The organism is Micromonospora sp. NPDC049645 (assembly GCF_040675155.1).
Lineage (GTDB): Bacteria > Actinomycetota > Actinomycetes > Mycobacteriales > Micromonosporaceae > Micromonospora.
Genome location: NZ_JBFAOI010000001.1, coordinates 1,096,672 through 1,117,522 on the forward strand (window position 1 = coordinate 1,096,672; position 20,851 = coordinate 1,117,522).

The 20,851-nt window shown below is 71.9% G+C and carries 19 protein-coding genes; 13 read left to right on the forward strand and 6 right to left on the reverse strand.

Annotated features, from left to right (window positions below; genetic code table 11):
• The first annotated feature begins 77 nt into the window (after positions 1–77).
• Positions 78–434: a YkvA family protein gene (locus AB0J33_RS05170; protein WP_363609968.1), complete on the forward strand. Its 357-nt coding sequence runs from the start codon at positions 78–80 to the stop codon at positions 432–434.
• A 72-nt stretch (positions 435–506) separates the two neighbouring features.
• Positions 507–1,877 carry a cystathionine beta-synthase gene (locus AB0J33_RS05175; protein WP_363609970.1) on the forward strand — a complete coding sequence of 457 codons (1,371 nt, stop codon included), beginning with the start codon at positions 507–509 and terminating at the stop codon, positions 1,875–1,877.
• 191 nt (positions 1,878–2,068) lie between these two features.
• Here the strand turns inward: AB0J33_RS05175 and AB0J33_RS05180 are convergent, their stop codons facing one another.
• The 4 genes from AB0J33_RS05180 to AB0J33_RS05195 all read right to left on the reverse strand — a co-directional run bounded on the left by AB0J33_RS05180 (position 2,069) and on the right by AB0J33_RS05195 (position 5,085).
• Complete coding sequence (locus AB0J33_RS05180) at positions 2,069–2,578, reverse strand: GNAT family N-acetyltransferase (protein ID WP_363609972.1); 510 nt, start codon at positions 2,576–2,578, stop codon at positions 2,069–2,071.
• Positions 2,575–3,504 (reverse strand): ribonuclease Z, encoded by a 930-nt coding sequence (locus tag AB0J33_RS05185; protein ID WP_363609974.1) that lies wholly within the window; start codon positions 3,502–3,504, stop codon positions 2,575–2,577. Before AB0J33_RS05185 ends, AB0J33_RS05180 begins: the two co-directional genes overlap by 4 nt.
• A gap of 419 nt (positions 3,505–3,923) precedes the next feature.
• Positions 3,924–4,586: a peptide-methionine (S)-S-oxide reductase MsrA gene (gene msrA, locus AB0J33_RS05190; protein ID WP_363609976.1), complete on the reverse strand. Its 663-nt coding sequence runs from the start codon at positions 4,584–4,586 to the stop codon at positions 3,924–3,926.
• 76 nt (positions 4,587–4,662) lie between these two features.
• A complete protein-coding gene (locus tag AB0J33_RS05195; protein ID WP_363609978.1) occupies positions 4,663–5,085 on the reverse strand; it encodes an HIT family protein in 423 nt (140 codons plus the stop codon).
• Positions 5,086–5,326: 241 nt separating this feature from the next.
• Between AB0J33_RS05195 and AB0J33_RS05200 the strand changes: the two genes are divergently transcribed.
• The 4 genes from AB0J33_RS05200 to ilvA all read left to right on the forward strand — a co-directional run bounded on the left by AB0J33_RS05200 (position 5,327) and on the right by ilvA (position 10,389).
• Entirely contained in the window at positions 5,327–6,373 is a 1,047-nt protein-coding gene (locus AB0J33_RS05200; RefSeq protein ID WP_363609980.1) for a hypothetical protein, read from the forward strand.
• A 112-nt stretch (positions 6,374–6,485) separates the two neighbouring features.
• Positions 6,486–7,628 (forward strand): cystathionine gamma-synthase, encoded by a 1,143-nt coding sequence (locus tag AB0J33_RS05205; protein WP_363609982.1) that lies wholly within the window; start codon positions 6,486–6,488, stop codon positions 7,626–7,628.
• Between the two features lie 12 nt (positions 7,629–7,640).
• On the forward strand, positions 7,641–9,050 hold the full coding sequence (locus AB0J33_RS05210; protein ID WP_363609984.1) for an amidase family protein: 1,410 nt from the start codon (positions 7,641–7,643) through the stop codon (positions 9,048–9,050).
• 118 nt (positions 9,051–9,168) lie between these two features.
• On the forward strand, positions 9,169–10,389 hold the full coding sequence (ilvA, locus tag AB0J33_RS05215) for a threonine ammonia-lyase (protein ID WP_363609986.1): 1,221 nt from the start codon (positions 9,169–9,171) through the stop codon (positions 10,387–10,389).
• 96 nt (positions 10,390–10,485) lie between these two features.
• Here the strand turns inward: ilvA and greA are convergent, their stop codons facing one another.
• On the reverse strand, positions 10,486–10,983 hold the full coding sequence (gene greA / locus AB0J33_RS05220; protein WP_363609988.1) for a transcription elongation factor GreA: 498 nt from the start codon (positions 10,981–10,983) through the stop codon (positions 10,486–10,488).
• Between the two features lie 156 nt (positions 10,984–11,139).
• Positions 11,140–11,580: a DUF4307 domain-containing protein gene (locus AB0J33_RS05225; RefSeq protein WP_363609990.1), complete on the reverse strand. Its 441-nt coding sequence runs from the start codon at positions 11,578–11,580 to the stop codon at positions 11,140–11,142.
• 203 nt (positions 11,581–11,783) lie between these two features.
• Here AB0J33_RS05225 and mca point away from each other — a divergent pair, with 203 nt between their 5' ends.
• The 7 genes from mca to purE all read left to right on the forward strand — a co-directional run bounded on the left by mca (position 11,784) and on the right by purE (position 20,724).
• The gene (gene mca / locus AB0J33_RS05230; protein WP_363609992.1) at positions 11,784–12,665 is read left to right on the forward strand and encodes a mycothiol conjugate amidase Mca; all 882 of its coding nucleotides are present in this window, start codon (positions 11,784–11,786) and stop codon (positions 12,663–12,665) included.
• A 48-nt stretch (positions 12,666–12,713) separates the two neighbouring features.
• Positions 12,714–13,007: a hypothetical protein gene (locus AB0J33_RS05235; RefSeq protein WP_363609994.1), complete on the forward strand. Its 294-nt coding sequence runs from the start codon at positions 12,714–12,716 to the stop codon at positions 13,005–13,007.
• A gap of 179 nt (positions 13,008–13,186) precedes the next feature.
• Complete coding sequence (locus AB0J33_RS05240; protein ID WP_363609996.1) at positions 13,187–15,718, forward strand: bifunctional diguanylate cyclase/phosphodiesterase; 2,532 nt, start codon at positions 13,187–13,189, stop codon at positions 15,716–15,718.
• Positions 15,719–15,798: 80 nt separating this feature from the next.
• Positions 15,799–16,728 (forward strand): hypothetical protein, encoded by a 930-nt coding sequence (locus AB0J33_RS05245; RefSeq protein WP_363609998.1) that lies wholly within the window; start codon positions 15,799–15,801, stop codon positions 16,726–16,728.
• Positions 16,729–16,830: 102 nt separating this feature from the next.
• Positions 16,831–18,867 carry a thioredoxin domain-containing protein gene (locus AB0J33_RS05250; RefSeq protein WP_363610000.1) on the forward strand — a complete coding sequence of 679 codons (2,037 nt, stop codon included), beginning with the start codon at positions 16,831–16,833 and terminating at the stop codon, positions 18,865–18,867.
• 121 nt (positions 18,868–18,988) lie between these two features.
• The gene (locus AB0J33_RS05255; protein WP_363610002.1) at positions 18,989–20,164 is read left to right on the forward strand and encodes a 5-(carboxyamino)imidazole ribonucleotide synthase; all 1,176 of its coding nucleotides are present in this window, start codon (positions 18,989–18,991) and stop codon (positions 20,162–20,164) included.
• Between the two features lie 68 nt (positions 20,165–20,232).
• Positions 20,233–20,724, forward strand: a complete 492-nt coding sequence (gene purE / locus AB0J33_RS05260; protein ID WP_363610252.1) for a 5-(carboxyamino)imidazole ribonucleotide mutase — start codon at positions 20,233–20,235, stop codon at positions 20,722–20,724.
• Positions 20,725–20,851: the final 127 nt, after the last annotated feature.

Sequence of the window (20,851 nt, forward strand, 5' to 3'; positions counted from 1 at the left end):
GACGGGGTACCTGTGCGGGTGAGGCCGGCCGACTTGCGCCGACCCGCCACGCTGATCCGGCGGAGAGGAGCGCGACGATGGGTAAGACACTGAAGCGCAGCGCGGCGTTCACGGCCCTGGCGCGGGCGTTGGCGGCGGGGGCACGCAGTGGGCCGTCGATGGGCACGCGGCTGGCGGCGTTGCCCCGGATGATCCGGGCCACCACCAAGGGGGAGTACGACGGCGGCCTCCGGCTGGCCCTGATGACCGCGGCGACGGCGTACATCGTCTCGCCGATCGACCTGCTCCCGGAGATCCCGTTGGCGATCTTCGGGCTGGCCGACGACGCCGTCATGATCACGTGGTTGGCCGGCAGCGTGCTCGCCGAGACCGATCGCTTCCTGGAGTGGGAGGCCCGGCGCAGCTCGGTCATCCCCGGCGGGCTGGTGCCCTGACGACACGTACGCTGGGCGGCGAGGAAACGTCTTCCCGGTCGCCACCGCCGGCGCCGCAACGAAGGGCACACCGTGCAGTACTACGACAACGTCGTCGACATGATCGGAAACACCCCGCTGGTGCGTCTGCGTAACGTCACCAAGGGCATCCAGGCCACCGTGCTCGCCAAGGTGGAGTACGTCAACCCGGGTGGCTCGGTGAAGGACCGGATCGCGCTGCGGATGGTGGAGGACGCCGAGGCCGCCGGCCTGCTCAAGCCCGGCGGCACCATCGTCGAGCCGACCAGCGGCAACACCGGCGTCGGGCTGGCCCTGGTGGCCCAGCTCAAGGGCTACAAGTGTGTCTTCGTCTGCCCCGACAAGGTCAGCCAGGACAAGCAGGACGTGCTCCGGGCGTACGGCGCCGAGGTGGTGGTCTGCCCGACCGCCGTCGCGCCGGAGGACCCGCGCTCGTACTACAACGTCTCCGACCGGCTGACCCGGGAGATCCCCGGCGCCTGGAAGCCCAACCAGTACAGCAACCCGGCCAACCCGCGCTCGCACTACGAGACCACCGGCCCGGAGTTGTGGAAGCAGACCGACGGCGGGCTCACCCACTTCGTGGCCGGCGTCGGCACCGGCGGCACCATCTCCGGCATCGGCCGCTACCTCAAGGAAGCCTCCGAAGGGCGGGTGCGGATCGTCGGGGCCGACCCGGAGGGCTCGGTCTACTCCGGCGGCACCGGCCGGCCGTACCTGGTGGAGGGCGTCGGCGAGGACTTCTGGCCGGAGACGTACGACCGGGGTGTCGCCGACGAGATCGTCGAGGTCTCCGACAAGGCGTCGTTCGAGATGACCCGGCGGCTGGCCCGCGAGGAGGGGCTGCTGGTCGGCGGCTCCTGCGGGATGGCCGTGGTCGCCGCCCTGGAGGTCGCCCGCCGGGCCAACCCGGACGACGTGGTGGTGGTGCTGCTGCCCGACGGCGGCCGGGGCTACCTTTCGAAGATCTTCAACGACACGTGGATGGCCCGGTACGGCTTCCTCGACAACTCCGGTGCCGAGCCGACGGTGGCCGACGCGCTGGCCAGCAAGCCGGGCGCCCTGCCCGAGCTGGTCCACGTGCACCCGACCGAGACCGTCCGCGACGCGATCGACTATATGCGCGAGTACGGCGTCTCACAGCTGCCGGTGCTCAAGGCCGAGCCGCCCGTGGTGACCGGTGAGGTGGCCGGCTCGATCGCCGAGCGGGACCTGCTCGACGCGCTGTTCACCGGCCAGGCCCACCTGCACGACACGATCGAGCGGCACATGGGCGACCCGCTGCCGATGATCGGTGGTGGTCAGCCGGTGAGCGAGGCGGTGGGCCTGCTGGAGAAGTCCGACGCGGCCCTGGTCCTGGTCGACGGCAAGCCCAGGGGCGTCCTGACCCGCCAAGACCTCCTGTCCCACCTAGGCGCCCACTAGCACCCCACCCCCACCCCCACCCCCACCCACCCCGTTACCCCAAGCCCAAGCCCGCGCCCCCGCTCAAGTCGATCATGGGGTTGTGGTGCCCCGCAAAAGGGGCGTAAGGCGTTATGTCGCCCACCACAACTCCATGATCGACGCGGGAGGGCGGCGGGGGCGGGGGGACGAGGGCGGGGGTTGGGGTTGGGTTATAGGGGGCGGGCGTAGCGGAGTTGGGGGGTGAGGGCCGTGCCGATGTGTTCCGCGCGCTCCGCTCCGGTCGGGGTCCAGCCGCCACGTTCGTAGAAGGCGCGGGCGTGGGCGTTGTCCCGCAGCACCCAGAGCACGGCACGCCGCCAGCCACGCGCCCACATGGCGTCCAGCGCGTCCACCATCAGGGCACGGCCGACGCCGTGGCCCTGCTCGGCCGGGTCGAGGTGGATCGCGTTGAGCAGCCCGGTGGCCGGGTCGTCCTCGTCGTCCGGGCCGAGGTGGCTGAACCCGACCACCGTCCCGCCCCGTTCGGCCACGGTCATCCGGTGGGTGTCCCGCTCCCAGACCCACCGCTCGACCCAGTACCGCCCCATCGCCTCCGGTGTCGGGTCGGCAAGCGCCTCGGCCGGCAGGAAGGCGGAGTACGCGGCGACCCGGGAGCGCTGGTGCAGGGCGCCCACCGCCATCAGGTCGCCTTCGGTGGCGGGGCGGAGCGTGACGGTCATCCGCCCGAGGCTACCCGGCGCGGTGGGAGCTGCACCGTGGTCAGATCCTCGGCGATGATCAGTTCGCCGTCGAAGTGGGCCCGCGCCTCGTCGTGGAACCGGCGCGGGTCGGGGTAGCGCTGGGAGAAATGGGTGAGCACGAGTCGGCGTACCCCGGACTCGGTCGCCACCCGGGCGGCCTGCGCCGCGGTCAGGTGGCCGACCTCGGCGGCGAGCGCGGCCTCCGACTCCAGGAAGGTCGACTCGATGACCAGCAGGTCGGCGTGCTCCGCGAGGGCGTACACCCCGTCGCAGAGGCCGGTGTCCATCACGAACGCGAACCGTTGCCCCGGTCGGGGCACGCTCACCTCGGCCCGGGTGACGCGGCGCCCGTCGAGGTCCAGGTGCCCGACGCGGATCAGTTCGCCGACGGCCGGCCCGGCGATGCCGTACGCGGACAGCTTCTCCGGCAGCATCCGGTGCCCGTCCGGCTCGACCAGCCGATAGCCGTACGTCTCGATGGGGTGCCGCAGCCGGCGTGCCTCCAGCGTGCCGCAGCGGAGGGCGATCCGCTGCCCGTCGGCCTCGATCGGCTCGACCCGCAGCTCGGCGGTCTCGTAGAAGGAGGTGGCGTAGCGCAGTCGGGTGAAATAGTCGGCGCCACCGGCGGGGAAGTGCACGGCGACCGGGTGCGCCACCCGGTCCAGGGAGAGTCGCTGGATGGTGCCGGGCAGGCCGAGGCAGTGGTCGCCGTGGAAGTGGGTGACGCAGATCCGGGTCAGGTCGGTGGCGGTGACCGTGGTGTGCAGGAGTTGACGCTGGCTGCCCTCGCCCGGGTCGAAGAGGATCACCTCGTCGTCCCAGCGCAGCACGTACCCGTTGTGGTTGCGCTGGCGGGTCGGCGCCTGGCTGGCCGTACCCAGCACCACCAGCTCGCGCATGGACATGGCCACTCCCGCGGATATGGAGCGACCCCCGGGGCGCTCCGCGCAGGTGCGCGGGCCGGCTGGACTTGGCCGGCACCCCGGGGGTCGGGTGGCTGTCTGGGATTCGCCGCACCGCTGCCACACGGTCTCGACGATGGTGCCTTTGCCCGCCTCGCGGCGGGCCGATCACTGTCGAGGACAGCGGCTAGCTGACAGCCACCTCACGAGTCCGATTGCTATACAAGTCTGGACCACCTCCTTTCACGTGTACGGCCACGCTATCGAGTTCTCGGCGGGCTCGGCAACGGATTTCGATCACAGGGCCGAACGGGAATGCCCGGACGGTGTCCGGGCAGTACGCGTGTGCAGGTGGTGGGCGGGTTCTTGACGCGCTTCGGGGCGCGGCGATCGCCGCGCCCCGAAGTGGTGGTGCGTCGCGGTCAGCCGCCGACGCGGGCGACTCCGACCGGGCAGCTCAGCCCGTTCGGGCCGTGGTTGCAGTACCCGTTCGGGTTCTTGGTCGGCGCCAAATACTGCTGGTGGTAGTCCTCGGCGAAGTAGTAGCTGCCGAGCGGCGCGATCTCGGTGGTGATCTCACCCTTGCCGGCCCGGTTCACGATCGGCTGGAACGCGTCCCGGGACGACTCCGCGATGGTCCGCTGCTCGTCCGTGGTGGTGTAGATCGCCGAGCGGTACTGGGTGCCCACGTCGTTGCCCTGGCGCATGCCCTGGGTCGGGTCGTGGTTCTCCCAGAAGACCTTCAGCAGGTCCTCATAGTTGATCTTGCTGGGGTCGTACACCACCTGGACGACCTCGGCGTGCCCAGTCCGGCCGGAGCACGTCTCCTCGTACGTCGGGTTCTTGGTGATGCCACCCGCGTAGCCGGCGGAGGTGGTGTAGACGCCGGGCAGCGTCCAGAAGAGCCGCTCGGCACCCCAGAAACAGCCCATGCCGAAGACCGCGACCTGAAGGCCCTCCGGAAACGGGCCCTTCAACGGGGTGCCCAGCACCTCGTGGCGGTCGGCGACCGGCATGGCGATCGGGCGGCCTGGCAGGGCCTGGTCGGGCGAAACCATTTCGGCGTTCATGCGGCGCAGAAACACGGTGGGGATCTCCTCTCGTACCGCTCGCAGCGTGTAACACCGGAGGGTCCTGCTTTCTTACCCGCGCCGCCGTGACTCAGGCCCCACCGGGAAATGCGGCGGCAACCCGGTCCGCGTACGTCTGGGCCTCGGTGTCGTCCTCGTACCGGGTGCGTGGCCAGAAGAAGCCCCGCAACCCGTCACCCCTGGTCCTCGGCACCACGTGGGTGTGCAGGTGCGGCACGGATTGGGACACCTTGTTGTTCATGGCCACGAACGTCCCACCGGCACCCAGAGCGGTCTCCACCGCCACCGCCAGCCGCTGGACCATCGCGAAGTAACCGGGCAGCAGGTCGGCCCGCAACTCCGCCAGGGTCACCAGGTGCACCCGGGGCACCACCAGCACATGTCCCTTGAACACCGGCCGGGTGTCCAGGAACGCCACCCCGTCCGGGGTGTCCGCCACCCGGAACGCCGGCACGTCGCCCGCCACGATCCCGCAGAACACGCAACCGCTCATCGGGCCAGGCTATGCCGGCGGCCCGGCAGGGCCGGTCGCCCCCCACCCGCGCCCCCACTGTGCTATTCATTCATGCGAATGGATCAGCGCGGGGGTGGCGTGCTGTGGCGACGGCGTCGCCCGGCCGATCGGTCGCGGTGGCCCGCCGCCCGGCGGGCACCGTCACCGACGATCCGACTCCTCGGTGCGACCTGACGACTCCGGCATCGGCGCCCGCGTCGATGCTCCGAAAGGACGAACCTTGCAGATCAGAAGAGGCTCCACCCTGCTGGTGGCGGCGCTGACCGTCGGGCTGCTCGTCGGCGCGGCCCCGGGCGCTGCCCAGGCGGCCCCCGCGCCGACGGCGACCCCGCTGCCGCTCAAGACGGTCGGTGACGTGGTGTCGGCCGGCGACCGGGTTTTCGTCAGCGGTGGCCGCTCCTCGACCGACGTGGTGGTGACCAGCGCGACAGGCGGGGTGGTCGGCACCCTGTCCGGCCTGCCCGGTCCCACCGACCTGCTGCTCAGCGCCGACCGGCGGACGCTCTACGTGGCGCTGCCCAGCGCAAACGCCATCGCCGCCTTCGACACCGGCTCGCTGGTCGAGTCGGCCCGGTACGACACCGGCGCGGGCGAGTGCCCGTCGTCGCTGGCGCTGACCGGCCGGTACCTGTGGTTCGGCTACGGCTGTGACCAGTGGGGCGGCAACATCGGCCAGATCGACCTCGGCCGCCAGCCGGCCCGGCTGACCACCCGGGTCGCCGACCAGGACTTCTACGACGCGCCGCTGCTCACCGCGGCCAGCCAGAACCGGGCGGTGCTGCTCGCCGGGCAGCCGTCGTTGAGCCCGGCGTCGGTGTACGCGTACGGCATCGGCACCGCGGGCGCGTTGACCACCCTGCGGACCAATGCGTGGTCTGCGCTGGGCAGCAACCTGCGGGACATCGCCCTCGACCCGACCGGCAGCACCCTCTACACCGCCGCCGGCGCCCCGTACGAGGTGCAGGCGTTCCCGTTCGCCGACATCAGCACCCCGTCCGCGACCTACCCCACCGGCGCGTACCCGAACGCCGTGGAGGTCTCCCGCGACGGCACCCGGATCGCCGCCGGAGCGGACGCCAGCTACGACCCGGACGTGTTCGTCTTCACCCCGGACGGCACCGAGCTGGCCCGCTTCGAGCTCGGCGACGAACTCGGCGCCGGCGCACTGGCCTGGTCGCCGAACGGCGCCCGGCTCTACGCGGTGGGCTACGACTGGACCGGGGTCAACCAGGCCACCCTGCACGTCCTGCCCATCCCGGCCGTCTGACCGGGCCGGTCCGTCGACCGGCGGGCGGGGGCCGGGCCGGAGTGGTCCGGTCCCCGCCCGGGAGCACGGGTTCCGTTCCAGCCCTGCGCGACGGGGCACTAGCCTCACCAGAATGAGTCACGGCTTCGAGACGCTCGCCATCCACGCCGGTCAGGACCCCGAGGCCCGCACCGGCGCGGTGATCCCACCGATCTACCAGACCAGCACGTACGCGCAGGACGCTGTCGGCGCGCCTCGTCTCGGCTACGAGTACAGCCGCTCGGGCAACCCGACTCGGGACGCGCTCCAGGAGTGCCTGGCGGCTCTGGAGGGTGGGCCGGTGGGGCTCGCCTTCGCCAGTGGCCTGGCGGCCGAGGACACCCTGCTGCGGGCCGTCTGCCAGCCCGGCGACCACGTGGTGATCCCGGACGACGCGTACGGCGGCACGTACCGGCTCTTCGCCCGGGTCGCCCAGCGCTGGGGTCTGGAGTTCAGCCCGGCCAAGGTCTCCGACCCGGCCGCGATCCGGGCGGCCGTGCAGCCTGGTCGTACGAAGATCGTCTGGATCGAGACGCCGACCAACCCGCTGCTCGGCATCGCCGACATCGCCGCCCTGGCCACCGTGGCACACGACGCGGGCGCCCTGCTGGTGGTCGACAACACCTTCGCCTCGCCGTACCTGCAACAGCCGATCGCGTACGGCGCGGACGTGGTGGTGCACTCCACCACCAAGTACATCGGTGGGCACTCCGACGTGGTCGGGGGAGCGCTCGTCGTCGCGGACGCCGCTCTCGGCGAGGAGCTGCGCTACCACCAGAACGCGATGGGCGCGATCAACGGCCCGTTCGACGCCTGGCTCACCCTGCGGGGCATCAAGACCCTCGGGGTACGCATGGACCGGCACTGCGACAACGCCGAGCGGCTTGCCGCGTACCTCGACGGGCACGCCAAGGTGGCCCAGGTGATCTATCCGGGGCTGCCGTCGCACCCCGGTCACGAGGTGGCCGCGAAGCAGATGCGCCGGTTCGGCGGCATGATCTCGTTCCGCGCCGCCGGTGGCGAGGACCACGCCGTGGACATCTGCAACCGGGCCAAGCTCTTCGTGCTCGCCGAGTCGCTGGGCGGCGTGGAATCCCTGATCGAGCACCCGGGTCGGATGACACACGCAAGTGCTGCCGGCTCGCCGCTTGAAGTTCCCGGCGATCTCGTGCGACTGTCTGTCGGCATCGAGACGGTCGACGACCTACTCGCCGATCTGGAGCAGGCGCTGGGCTGACCGCTGGGGAGGATGGCCGTGCAGGACATCATGGCGACCTGGGTCGGGGCGACCGCCAAGCAGATCGCCCGGGGCGTACGCCGAGGGGACGTCTCGGCGACCCAGGTCGTCGCCGACCACCTCGAGTACATCTCCCGGGCCGACCGTGAGCTGGGCGCGTTCCGTGCGGTCCGCGGCGGTGAGGCGATCACCGAGGCGGAGAAGGTCGACGAGCAGGAGGACCTGGCCAACCTGCCGCTGGCCGGGGTGCCGGTGGCGGTCAAGGAGAACACCCCGGTCGCCGGCCTGCCCACCTGGAACGGTTCGGCCGCCGCCCGCACCGACGTCGCCGAGGCCGACCACGAGGTGGTGCGTCGGCTGCGCGGCGCCGGCGCGGTGATCCTCGGGGTGACCCGGATGCCGGAGCTGGGGCTGTGGGCGCTCACCGACGACGACACCGCGGTCACCCGTAACCCGTGGGACAGCACGCGTACCCCCGGTGGGTCCTCCGGTGGCGCCGCCGCCGCGGTCGCCGCCGGGCTGGTGCCGATCGCGCACGGCAACGACGGTCTCGGCTCGATCCGGATTCCCGCGGCCTGCTGCGGGCTGGTCGGGCTCAAGCCCGGTCGGGGTGTGGTTCCCTGCCAGCTCGGCGCGGACGACTGGTTCGGTCTCACCGAGCACGGCATGTTGACCAGCACGGTCGCCGACGCGGCGGTCGGCTTCTGGGTGCTCGCCGGCCGGCGTCCGGAGAAGCTGGTTCCCCCGCAGCGCCTGCGGGTGGGTGTCTCGCTGCGCTCCCCGGTGCGCGGCGTCGCACCGGACGCACCCAACCGGGACGCGGTCGCCGCCGCCGGTCGGCTGCTCGCCGCCGCCGGGCACGACACGGTGCCGGCTGATCCGGTCTACCCCACCGCGCTCGGCCTACAGGGCATCGCCACCTGGTTCGCCGCCGCCGCCACCGACGTCCGGGCTTCCGGACTGGACCGGCGTGGTCTGCAACGGCGTACCCGGCGGCACGTCGCGCTGGGCGAGTGGGCGCAGCGTCGCGGCTACGTGCGGGAGGCCGACCGGGCCGCCTGGCGGCAACGGTCGGTCGACTTCTTCACCGACCACTCGGTCGATCTGCTGCTCACCCCGGCGCTGGCCACCGCGCCGCCGGAGGCGGCACGCTGGTCGGACCGGTCCTGGCGGGCGAACATGACAGCCAACATCCGGTACGCCCCGTACGCCGCACCCTGGAACATCGCCGGCCTGCCGGCGGTCGTGGTGCCGGTCGGCCGCCGCCCGGACGGGCTGCCGGTCGCCGTGCAACTGGTCGGGCCGCCCGGCTCGGAGCTGCTGTTGCTCGGGGTGGCCGGCCAGTTCGAGATGACCGCCCCGTGGACGCGTCACGCTCCCGGCTACCCCCGGGTCGGCACGGGTTCACCGGCCACCGCCTGACCGGTGGCGGTGCGCGCGGCCGTCGTACCCCTGTCGGCCTACCGCCGTCGTGCTCGATGGCGGTGTGCGCGCCGGTGTCGCCGCTGAGGACTCCGGTGGCGGGTGGCACGATCGGGGCATGACGGAACTGGTCGGTCTCGACGACGTGCGGGCCGCACGGAAGTTGCTAGCTGGCGTCACCCGCACCACCCCGCTGGAGCCCTCCCGCCCACTCACCCAGGCGCTGGGCGGCCCGACCTGGCTCAAGTGCGAGAACGTGCAGCGCGCCGGCTCGTACAAGGTGCGCGGCGCGTACGTGCGGATCTCCCGGTTGTCGGCCGCCGAGCGGGAGCGCGGTGTGGTCGCCGCGAGCGCGGGCAACCACGCGCAGGGCGTGGCACTCGCCGCCGGACTGGTCGGGACGCACGCCACCGTCTTCATGCCGGTCAACGCGCCGCTGCCGAAGGTGGCAGCCACCAAGGCGTACGGAGCGCAGGTCGAGTTGGCCGGCAACACCGTCGACGAGTCGCTGGTCGCCGCGCACACGTACGCCGAGCGGACCGGTGCGGTGCTGATCCACCCGTTCGACCACCCGGACGTGATCGCCGGGCAGGGCACGGTGGCACTGGAGATCCTCGAACAGTGCCCGGAGGTGAAGACGATCATCACCGGTGTGGGTGGCGGAGGTCTGATCTCGGGGATGGCGGTGGCCGTGAAGGCGTTGCGCCCGGACGTCCGGATCATCGGCGTCCAGGCGGCCGGCGCGGCGGCTTTTCCGCCGTCACTGGAGGCCGGGCAGCCGGTCCGGCTGCCCGCCTTCGCCACCATCGCCGACGGCATCGCGGTCGGCCGGCCGGGGGAGATCACCTTCACCCATGTGCGCGAGCTGGTCGACCAGGTCGTCACGGTCTCCGAGGAGGACATCTCCCGGGCCCTGCTGATGCTGCTGGAGCGCGGCAAGCAGGTGGTCGAGCCGGCCGGGGCGGTCGGCGTCGCCGCCCTGCTGGCCGGCGTGGTCAAGGTGGCGACGCCGGTGGTCGCGGTGCTCTCCGGCGGCAACATCGACCCGTTGCTGATGCTGCGGGTGATCGAGCACGGGTTGGCCGCGGCGGGTCGCTTTCTGCGGGTGAGCGTCCGCTGCGCGGATCGGCCGGGGCAACTCGCGTCGTTGCTCAGCCAGATCGCCCAGCATCGGGCCAACGTGGTGGACGTTGTGCACCAGCGGGCCGACGCGCACCTCGGCCTCGGCGAGGTGGAGGTGGCGCTGTCGGTGGAGACCCGCGGTGTCGAGCACTCGGACACCCTGATCAGCGCGTTGCGGGCCAGCGGCTATCAGGTGGTCTTCGCGGCCGAGGCGTGACACCCCGGTGGGTGCCATGCCTCGGATGTGCTGCGGTGGGGGCGGTTGCCGGCGTCGGTCGGCCCGGCCGATGGCGGGTCGCGCGGTCGGCGACCGTCAGCCGGAGAACGGCTCGAAGCTGACCACTGTCACCTTGATGTCGGCGCCGCTGGGTGCCGTGTAGGTGCAGGTCTGCCCCGGTCGGCCGCCGAGGATGGCCTTGCCGAGCGCGGACTCGGGGCTGTAGACGGTCAGGTCGGTGGTGGCCGCGATCTCCCGGGAGCCGAGCAGGAACGTCTCGGTGTCGTCGGTGTCGTCGTCGAAGTAGATCGTCACCACCATGCCGGGCGACACCGCGTCGGCGCTGGGAGCCTCGCCGACCTTCGCGGTGCGCAGCAACTCCTGTAGGTAGCGGATGCGACCCTCGGCCTTGCCCTGCTCCTCGCGGGCGGCGTGGTAGCCGCCGTTCTCCCGCAGGTCGCCCTCCTCGCGCCGAGCGTTGATCTCGGCGGCGATCGCCGGACGGTTGGCGATGTGCTCGTCGAGCTCGGCCTGGAGGCGGTCGTACGCGTCCTGCGACAGCCAGGTGGCGGGCGCCTCGTTGCCAGTGGACACAGGCGTTCTCCTCAGTTGTGCGTGGCTGGCTGACAGGTGAACTACCAAGTTACCAGTGCGGTACGACACAGCGTGTCGGCCATCACCGCCGGTGTTCGGATCCGACACCCGGGGTAGGCGCTCGGCAGACCTCGTCGCTGATGCTGTTCGCGCAGCTCAGGGTGCCTGTTGACAGCGCAGGACCTCGCCGATGAACGGCCGCGCGGTGGTGGCCAGGCGGTGCCGGGTCGTGACGTGCCGGTCGCCCGGACCGGCGCTCACGGTGACCTGTTCCCGGGCCACCTCGGCGCCGGAACGGTCCCGGGCGCGCAGCACGCAGACCGCCGATCCACCCGGCGGCACGGTCACCCGGAAGTCGACAAGTACCTGGTTATCCGTGATGTCGGTATAAGTGATCACCTGGGCGTCATAGACCGGATCGCCGTACTGGCGGTAGAGCCGGATCGAGATCGCGGTCAGCGTCGCCACGAGCGCCAGCAGTACCAGCGCGGCGAGCAGCGTACGGCGGCGCTTTCCGCCCGGCGCTCGACGGCGGCCGTAGCGCCCGGCCGGGAATACCGGCGCGCCTGGTGAAATTGTGGCGTGCGTCTCGGTCACCGGCGGGTATCTCCTGGCGTTGTTGTCGGCGGCATCGGCAAGAATGACAGAGTCCCATCCTCCCACCCCGTCCAGCGGCAGGAATGGCAGGTCATGCCCTGCGCCGGTGGCCCGCGACAGCGAGCGGTGAGGAAAGATCCCGGCAGGTCAGCCGGTCGAGCCCGGTCGGGTCCACCGTCCGGCACAGACGAGGAGCGCCGAAGTTGGCAGAGCAACTGCGTCTCATGGCCGTGCACGCGCACCCGGACGACGAGTCGAGCAAGGGCGCGGCGACGACGGCGAAGTATGTCGCCCAGGGGGTGGACGTCCTGGTCGTGACGTGCACGGGCGGCGAGCGCGGGAGCGTGCTCAACCCCAAGCTGGACCGGCCCGACGTGTGGGCCAACATCGCCGAGATCCGGCGTGCCGAGATGGACGCCGCACGGGCCATCCTCGGCGTCGACCAGGCCTGGCTCGGTTTCGTCGACTCGGGCCTGCCCGAGGGCGACCCGCTGCCGCCGCTGCCCGAGGGCTGTTTCGCCCTGCAGGACGTCGAGGTCGCCGCGGGCCCACTGGTGCGGCTGATGCGCGAGTTCCGCCCGCACGTCGTGACCACGTACGACGAGGAGGGCGGCTACCCGCACCCGGACCACATCATGTGCCACAACGTGAGCGTGGCCGCCTTCGAGGCCGCCGGTGATCCGGAGCGCTACCCGGAGCTGGGCGCACCCTGGCAGCCGCTGAAGCTCTACTACGACATCGGCTTCTCCAAGGCCAAAATCATGGCCTTGCACGAGGGCATGCTGGCCGCCGGTCTGGAGTCGCCCTACGAGGAGTGGCTCAAGCGCTGGGAGGACCGGCCCGACAAGGGGCCCCGGATCACCACCCGGGTGGAGTGCGCCGAATACTTCACGGTCCGCGACGACGCGCTGCGCGCCCACGCCACCCAGGTCGACCCGGACGGCTTCTGGTTCCACGTGCCGATGGAGTTGCAGCAGAGCGCCTGGCCGACCGAGGATTACCAACTGGCCCGCTCGATGGTCGACAGCCCGCTGCCGGAGTCCGATCTCTTCGCCGGAGTGCGGGAGACGGCGCACGCACGCTGATCCTGGGCGGGGCTACCCTGGTTACCAACCGCACAACGGAGGAACGCCATGCTGACCGCTGCACAGGTGCTCGCGGAGAACAACTTCGGGGACACCCGCACGGGTGGCCTGGCCGGGCCGATGGGCCTCTTCCTCATCCTGCTGCTGGCCACCGCGACCATCCTGCTGATCCGCAACATGAACGCTCGGCTGCGTCGCCTGCCGGACCGTTTCCCGCAGCAGTCGCGGGCGGCCGATCCGACCAGGGCCGACGCCTCAGTCGTCGATCCGACAGACGGGACCGACGGGCGTGATTCATCCACGCCCGCTCCCAACGGGCACCAGCAGCACCTGAACGGGTAGTCCGCGCATGATTCACGCCGAACCGGGTGGTCGCCCCCTGTTGCGACCACCCGGTTTGGCTTAGCCTTCCGCCGGGGGGACCAAAAGTCTCCGAGCCGTGTGCGGGAGGGGGCGCCGATGACCAGCACAGCACCGGCCGCCCGCCGCGACGTCGGTCGGTCGGCTGACGGGGGAGGTCGATGACCTCCGGTCCGACCGGCGACCCGTTCGATCGGCTCGGGGTGCGTGGCACTCCGGGCCGGCTGCTCGTGCTCACCGCCGCCGTGACGCTGACCGCCCTGGCCGCCGCCGCGGTCGGGTTGACCCTCCCGGTCCGGCTGCCGGCCGACGACCCCCTCGGCGGTCCGGCCCGCTTCGGCATCGCTGTGGCCGTCCTCGCCCTGGCCCAGCTCGCCCGACTGCGGTTCCGTTCGGCCGCCGGCATGGTCAGCATCACCTGGGGCGAGGCCGCGCTGATCGTCTGTCTCTACCTGACCCCCGCCGGTTGGCTCCCGTCCGCCACGCTGCTCGGCACCGGGCTGGCCTGGACGATGCTGTCCCTGCACAGCGACCGCCGTCCGGCCCTGGAGATCCTCCGGATCGCCGCGTCGCTGGCTTCCGCGTCGGCACTGGCCGTGTCCGTGACCACCGCACTGGGGCGACCACTGCTCTCCCCACCCACCCCGATGCTGGCGCTGGCCGTGATCGCCGGTTCGGTGACCTACCTCCTGGTGACCGCCTGGCTGGGCGGCGTGACGCTGAGCCTGCGACACGGGCTGCCGATCGGGCCGCCGCTGCTCGCCGCGCTGCGCGGCAAGCTGCTGATGTTCGTCGGCAACGTGGCCGTCGGCCTCGTCGTGGTCGCCCTGCTGGAGCTGGACCCGCGCTGGCTGCTGTTGTTGCCGCCGCTGCTGTGGCTGCTGCAACAGACCTACCGTTACCGGCTGCGCTCCGATCAGGAGCGCCGCACCTGGCGCGCCTTCGCCGAGGCCACCGCGGCCCTCAACCAGCTCGACGAGCGGGGCGTGGCCAGCGCGGCGGTAACCGGGGCGCTGACGCTGTTCAACGCCGAACTGGTGGACGTCGACGTGGCTCGGGCCGACGGCCGGTGGCACCGCTACCGGGGCGACGCCAGCGGTCAACTCGTCGACCGGGAGGCGGGCCCCCCGGACGAGTCCGAGCCGGACGAGCACGAGCTGAGCCGGACGCTGGCGGTCGGCGCCGCGCCGGTCGGGCGACTGCGGGTGCGGTTCCCCCGCTCGGCGCCGCCCACGGCCCGGGAACGCGACGCGGTGGCCGCGTTCGGCGACGCGCTCGCCGCCGCGCTGCACGACGCCGCGACCCACCACGAGCTGCGGCTGGTGACCGCCCGTTCGTCGTACGAGGCGGTGCACGACCCACTCACCGGGCTGGCCAACCGGGCGGCGATGCTCAGCAAGGGTGATCAGTCGCTGCGTCAGCTCGGCCACGATCACCCGGTGGCGCTGCTGTTGCTGGACATCAACCAGTTCAAGGAAGTCAACGACACCCTCGGCCACGCCGCGGGTGACCAGCTGCTGCGGCTGACCGCGAACCGACTCAACGCGCTGGTCCGTTCCGGCGACCTGCTCGGCCGGCTCGGCGGCGACGAGTTCGCCCTGCTGCTCACGGCGGTGCCGGTGCTCGGCGATCGGGCCGCCCCGATGGCCCACGCCCTGCGCCAGGCCCGTGAGATCGCCGAGCGGCTGGCCGCGCCGACCGAGGTGGCCGGCGTACGGATGTCCATCGAGGTCTCGGTCGGGGTGGTGGTGGCCGCCGCAGGCACCGCGGACCTGACCGAGCTGCTGCGTCGGGCCGACATCGCGATGTACCAGGCCAAGGAGGGCGGCGGCAACGTCGCCGCGTACGACGGCGCCCGCGACGCGGCCAGCACCGATCAGCTCGCCCTGCTGGCCGAGTTGCGGGAGGCGTTGAAGGTCGACGACCAGCTGGTGCTGGCGTTGCAGCCGGCGGTCGACCTGGCGACGGGTGCGCCCACCGGGGTGGAGGCGCTGATCCGTTGGCAGCACCCCCGCCGGGGGTGGCTGAACCCCGCCGACTTCATCCGGCCGGTGGAAAACAGCGAGCAGCTCGGCACCTTCACCCGCTACGTGCTGAACAAGGCGCTCAGCGTGGCCGCCAGCTGGGCCCGGGAGGGGCTGGACGTTCCGATCTCGGTCAACCTGTCGGCGCGCAGCCTGCTCGACCCCCGGTTGCCGGCGGAGATCGCCGAGGCGCTGCGCCGACACCAGGTGCCCCCGCGCCGGCTGGTCCTGGAGATCACCGAGACCGTGGTGATGAGCGAGCTGGAGGTCATCGACGAGGTGTTGGCGACGCTCCGTTCGATGGGCGTGCAACTCGCGGTCGACGACTTCGGCACCGGCTTCTCGTCACTGACCTTCCTCACCCGCATCGCGGTGGACGAGTTGAAGGTGGACCGCTCGTTCGTGATCCGGATGGCCGACTCGCCGGAGGCCGCGGCGATCGTCCGGACGACCGTGGGCCTCGCCCACGAGTTGGGGCTGCGGGTGGTCGCCGAAGGCGTGGAGACCGCCGAGCAGCGGATGGCCCTGGCCGAGCTGGGGTGCACCTCTGCGCAGGGCTACCACTTCTTCAAGCCGATGCCGGCCGACAAGATCGGTGCGGTGCTGGGGTCGCTGCGCGACTCGGCGGAGTCGAACGTGTTCCGGCTCCGCGCCGACGGCGCCTCCTGAGCAGTCGGGGCGACCTCGCCTGATCGGTTTCGGACGGGGCGGCCATCCGGCCGCCAACCCCTTAGAGTCGATTGATCTGCGTGGATGCGTTGATCTTCCACGTCCTCTCTCGAAGGGACATCATGCGACTCTCCGGGAAACGTCCCATCCTCGGTGCCGCGCTCGCGCTGGCCGTCGCGGCGTTTGGCGCGCTGGCCGTCGCCGCACCCGCACAGGCCAAGGCACCTCAGTCCGCCTCGCTGACGGTCACCGGTGATCCGGACGACCCGGTCACCGAGGGCGGCAACTTCTCGTTCGCCACCGCCTCCGGGGACGGCTTCAACGTCTGGGGCACGACGAACCACCTCACCGTCCAGGTCTTCGACCCGCCCACCGGCCCATGGACCATCGAGTTGAGCGCGCCCGTCGGCCAGCCGCTGGCCGTTGGCACCTACACCGGCGCCACCGAGAACACCTACGAGAGTTCTCTGCCCGGCATCGCCCTGACCGGTGCGGACCGAATCTGTTCGTTCGGGCAGACCGGCACGTTCACCGTCACCGACATCTCCTGGGGCCCGCACGGCTATCTGGAGCGTTTCGACGCCACCTTCGAGCAGCGCTGCACCTACAGCACCGGTTCGGCGCGCGGTGAGGTGCACGTCACCAACCCGCCGGCACCCCCGGTCCTCGTCGTCGGCGTCGACGTGGCCGGGTCGGGCACGATCGACACCCGGGCCGGCGAGGTGACGGTGCACGGCACGGTCACCTGCACCGCACCGGCCACGGTGTACGTGGAGGGCAGCGTCACCCAGACGTGGCATGGTCAGCGGGCCGAGGGCACCGTCCGGGCGGAGGCGGCCTGCACTCCCGGCGCGCCGATCGCCTGGACGTCCAGCACATCCACGTTCACAGCGGTCCCGTTCCGGCCCGGTGCCGTGACGGTGTCCGCGAACGCCACCTCCTACGACACCACGTACGACGTCTTCGTCGGCGACGCCGACACCGCCGTGGTCCGGCTCAAGAAGGGCTGACGGGTCTCCGGTCCGGGCCGTGGCGGCCCGGACCGGAGGCGGGCGGGCGACCGTCCGGGTGGAGCCCGCGCGGTCTGCGCCGGGGCTGGCTATGGTCGTCAGGTGAACCGACTCGCCGACGCCACAAGTCCGTACCTGCTCCAGCACGCCGACAACCCGGTCGACTGGTGGCCCTGGTCGGACGAGGCGTTCGCCGAGGCGAAGCGTCGGGACGTTCCGGTGCTCATCTCGGTCGGCTACGCGGCTTGCCACTGGTGTCACGTCATGGCGCACGAGTCGTTCGAGAACGCCCAGGTCGGCGCCCTGATGAACGACAACTTCGTGTCGATCAAGGTGGATCGTGAGGAGCGCCCGGACGTGGACGCGGTCTACATGACCGCGACCCAGGCGATGACCGGCCAGGGTGGTTGGCCGATGACCGTCTTCGCCACCCCGGACGGCACCCCGTTCTTCTGCGGCACCTATTTCCCGCGACCCAACTTCGTCCAGTTGCTCCAGTCGGTCGCCACCGCCTGGCGGGAGCAGCGCGAGGCGGTGCTGGGTCAGGGCGCCGCCGTGGTCGAGGCGATCGGCGGCGCGCAGGCCGTGGGCGGCCCCACCGCCCCGCTGGACGCGGCGTTGCTCGACGCGGCGGCCACCAAACTGGCCAGCGAGTACGACGCGACGAACGGCGGGTTCGGCGGCGCCCCGAAGTTTCCACCGCACATGAACCTGCTCTTCCTGCTGCGCCACCACCAGCGCACCGGCGACCCGGGCAGCCTGGAGGTCACCCGGCACACCGCTGAGGCGATGGCCCGCGGCGGCATCTACGACCAGCTGGCGGGCGGCTTCGCCAGGTATTCGGTGGACGCGCACTGGACGGTGCCGCACTTCGAGAAGATGCTCTACGACAACGCGCTGCTGCTGCGGGTCTACACCCAGCTGTGGCGACTCACCGGCGACCCGCTGGCCCGCCGGGTGGCCCGGGACACCGCCCGGTTCCTCGCCGACGAGCTGCACCGGCCGGGGCAGGGGTTCGCGTCCGCACTGGACGCCGACACCGAGGGCGTCGAGGGGCTCACCTATGCCTGGACGCCCGCCCAACTCGTCGAGGCGTTGGGCGAGCAGGACGGCCGGTTCGCCGCCGACCTGTTCACCGTGACCGACGAGGGGACCTTCGAGAAGGGCATGAGCGTGCTCCGGCTCGCCCGGGACGTGGACGATGCCGCGCCCGAGGTGCGTGCCCGTTGGCAGCAGGTGGTCGGTCGGCTGCTGGCCGCCCGGGACACCCGCCCGCAGCCGGCCCTCGACGACAAGGTGGTGGCCGCCTGGAACGGTTTGGCGATCACCGCCATCGCCGAGTTCCAGCAGGTCGCCGCCCTCTACGCGTCCCCGCAGGACGAGGACGCCAACCTCATGGACGGCGTGACCATCGTCGCCGACGGGGCGATGCGCCAGGCCGCCGAACACCTGGCCAGCGTGCACCTGGTCGACGGCCGGCTGCGTCGGGTCTCCCGGGACGGCAGGGTCGGCGAGCCGGCCGGTGTCCTGGAGGACTACGGCTGCGTGGCCGAGGCATTCTGCGCGCTGCACCAGCTCACCGGCGAGGGCCGCTGGCTCGCCCTGGCCGGCGAACTGTTGGACACCGCCCTGGCGCACTTCGCCGCGCCCGGCGGCGCCTTCTACGACACCGCCGACGACGCGGAGCGGCTGGTCGCCCGGCCGGCCGACCCGACCGACAACGCCACCCCGTCCGGCCGGTCGGCGTTAATCGCCGGGCTGGTGGCGTACACGGCGCTGACCGGGGAGACGCGCTACCGGGAGGCCGCCGAAGCCGCCCTCGGCACTGTCGCACCGATCGTCGGGCGGCACCCCCGGTTCACCGGGTACGCGGCCATGGTCGGCGAGGCGTTGCTCTCCGGGCCGTACGAGATCGCCGTGGCCACCGAAGACCCGGCCGGTGACCCGCTGGTGGCCGCCGCCCGCCGGCACGCTCCGCCCGGGGCGGTGGTCGTCGCCGGGCGGCCGGACCAGCCGGGAGTGCCGCTGCTCGCCGACCGTCCGCTGGTCGACGGGCGGTCCGCCGCGTACGTCTGCCGGGGCTTCGTCTGCCAGCGGCCGGTCACCTCGGTCGAGGACCTGGTCGCCGAGCTGAGCTGAGTGCACCGCCACGCCCGGTAGTCGCCCGCGTCACCCGCCGGGTGCCCTCTCCCACGCCGCCGAGGCGGGTCACCAGCCCTCCGGGTGGGCCCGTCGGCGGCCCGGATAGGCTGGCCGCGCTATGGATTCCCGTACCGGTCTGCCAGTTGTCGGCATGGTGGGTGGCGGCCAGTTGGCCCGGATGACCCACCAGGCCGCGATCGCCCTCGGCCAGTCACTGCGTGTGCTCGCAACCGCCCCCGACGACGGCGCGGCGCTGGTCGCCGCCGACGTCCAGTACGGCGACCACACCGACCTGGCCGCCCTGCGCACCTTCGCCAAGGGCTGCGATGTCGTCACCTTCGACCACGAGCATGTGCCGTCCGAGCACATCCGCACGCTGGCGGCGGAAGGGGTGACCCTGTACCCGCCCGCGGACGCCCTGCTGTTCGCCCAGGACAAGCAGGCCATGCGGGAACGCCTGACCGAGTTGGGCGCGCCCAACCCGGTGTGGCGGCCGGTCGGTGAGCCCGCCGACCTGGTCGGCTTCGGCGAGCAGGTCGGCTGGCCGGTCGTGCTCAAGGCGGCCCGGGGCGGCTACGACGGCCGGGGCGTCTGGATGGTCGACGACGCCGCGCAGGCCACCGAGTTGGCGGCCACGTTGCTCGCCGGCGGCACCCGGTTGATCGTCGAGGAACGGGTGCCGTTGCGGCGGGAGTTGGCCGTGCAGGTGGCCCGTTCGCCGTTCGGTCAGGTGGCCGCGTACCCGGTGGTCGAGACGGTGCAGCGGGACGGCATCAACGTCGAGGTGCTGGCCCCGGCGCCCGGCCTGGACGAGGAGTTGGCGGTTTCGGCGCAGCAACTCGCCATCGACCTGGCCACCGCGCTCGGTGTGATCGGGCTGCTGGCGGTGGAGCTGTTCGAGGTCCGCGACGCCGCCGGCCGGCCCGCGATCGTCGTCAACGAGCTGGCGATGCGCCCGCACAACTCCGGGCACTGGACCATCGAGGGTGCTCGCACCTCGCAGTTCGAGCAGCACCTGCGGGCGGTGCTGGACTACCCGATGGGGGACACCGCGCTGGCCGCCCCGGTGGTGGTGTCGGCGAACGTGCTCGGCGGTGAGCCGGGCGGGATCTCGATCGACGAGCGGTTGCACCATCTCTTCGCCGCCGAGCCGGGTGCCAAGGTGCACCTGTACGGCAAGCAGGTGCGACCCGGCCGCAAGATCGGGCACGTCACGGTGCTCGGCGAGGACCTGGACGACCTGCGGGCACGGGCCGCGCGAGCCGCGCGTTGGCTGCGCGAGGGGCACGAGTGAGCGACGCGGTCGGCAACAGCGACGCGGTCGGCAACAGCGACGCGGTCGGGAACGACGAGAGGGCGGCAGTGAGCACGGTTGGGCTGATCATGGGCAGCGATTCGGACTGGCCGACCATGCGGGCCGCCGCCGAGGTGCTTGACGACTTCGGGGTGGCGTACGAGGTGCGCGTGATCTCGGCACACCGGACGCCGGTCGCGATGATCGAGTACGGCCGGGACGCCGCCGACCGGGGCCTCAAGGTGATCATCGCTGGGGCCGGGGGTGCCGCCGCGCTGCCGGGCATGGTCGCCTCGGTGACGCCGCTGCCGGTGATCGGCGTGCCGGTGCCGCTGAAGCACCTCGACGGCATGGATTCGCTGCTGTCCATCGTGCAGATGCCGGCCGGGATCCCGGTCGCCACCGTGTCGATCGGCAACGCCCGCAACGCGGGCCTGCTCGCCGTCCGCATCCTCGGCGCGGCCGACGAGGACCTGCGCGCCAAGATGGCGACCTACCAGCAGGACCTGGAAAAGCTGGTGGCAACCAAGGAAGCCGCCCTCCAAGCCACCCTGCCCTAGTCCCCACCCCCACCCCACCCCCGTCCCGCCCTACCCCACCCCCCCGCCCCCGCGATCTTGCACTTTGGCATGCCGCTTTGCGGCGTTCACGCCTTATGCCGCGACAGAAAGTGCAAGATCGCGCAAG

Bases quoted from the DNA above. Each gene is read 5' to 3' on its own strand.
- AB0J33_RS05240 (WP_363609996.1), top strand. From the start codon at position 13,187: ATGACCTCCGGTCCGACCGGCGACCCGTTCGATCGGCTCGGGGTGCGT.
- AB0J33_RS05205 (WP_363609982.1), top strand. From the start codon at position 6,486: ATGAGTCACGGCTTCGAGACGCTCGCCATCCACGCCGGTCAGGACCCC.
- AB0J33_RS05180 (WP_363609972.1), bottom strand. From the start codon at position 2,578: ATGACCGTCACGCTCCGCCCCGCCACCGAAGGCGACCTGATGGCGGTG.
- AB0J33_RS05210 (WP_363609984.1), top strand. From the start codon at position 7,641: ATGGCCGTGCAGGACATCATGGCGACCTGGGTCGGGGCGACCGCCAAG.
- AB0J33_RS05235 (WP_363609994.1), top strand. From the start codon at position 12,714: ATGCTGACCGCTGCACAGGTGCTCGCGGAGAACAACTTCGGGGACACC.
- AB0J33_RS05195 (WP_363609978.1), bottom strand. From the start codon at position 5,085: ATGAGCGGTTGCGTGTTCTGCGGGATCGTGGCGGGCGACGTGCCGGCG.
- ilvA (WP_363609986.1), top strand. From the start codon at position 9,169: ATGACGGAACTGGTCGGTCTCGACGACGTGCGGGCCGCACGGAAGTTG.
- AB0J33_RS05170 (WP_363609968.1), top strand. From the start codon at position 78: ATGGGTAAGACACTGAAGCGCAGCGCGGCGTTCACGGCCCTGGCGCGG.
- AB0J33_RS05185 (WP_363609974.1), bottom strand. From the start codon at position 3,504: ATGTCCATGCGCGAGCTGGTGGTGCTGGGTACGGCCAGCCAGGCGCCG.
- AB0J33_RS05255 (WP_363610002.1), top strand. From the start codon at position 18,989: ATGGATTCCCGTACCGGTCTGCCAGTTGTCGGCATGGTGGGTGGCGGC.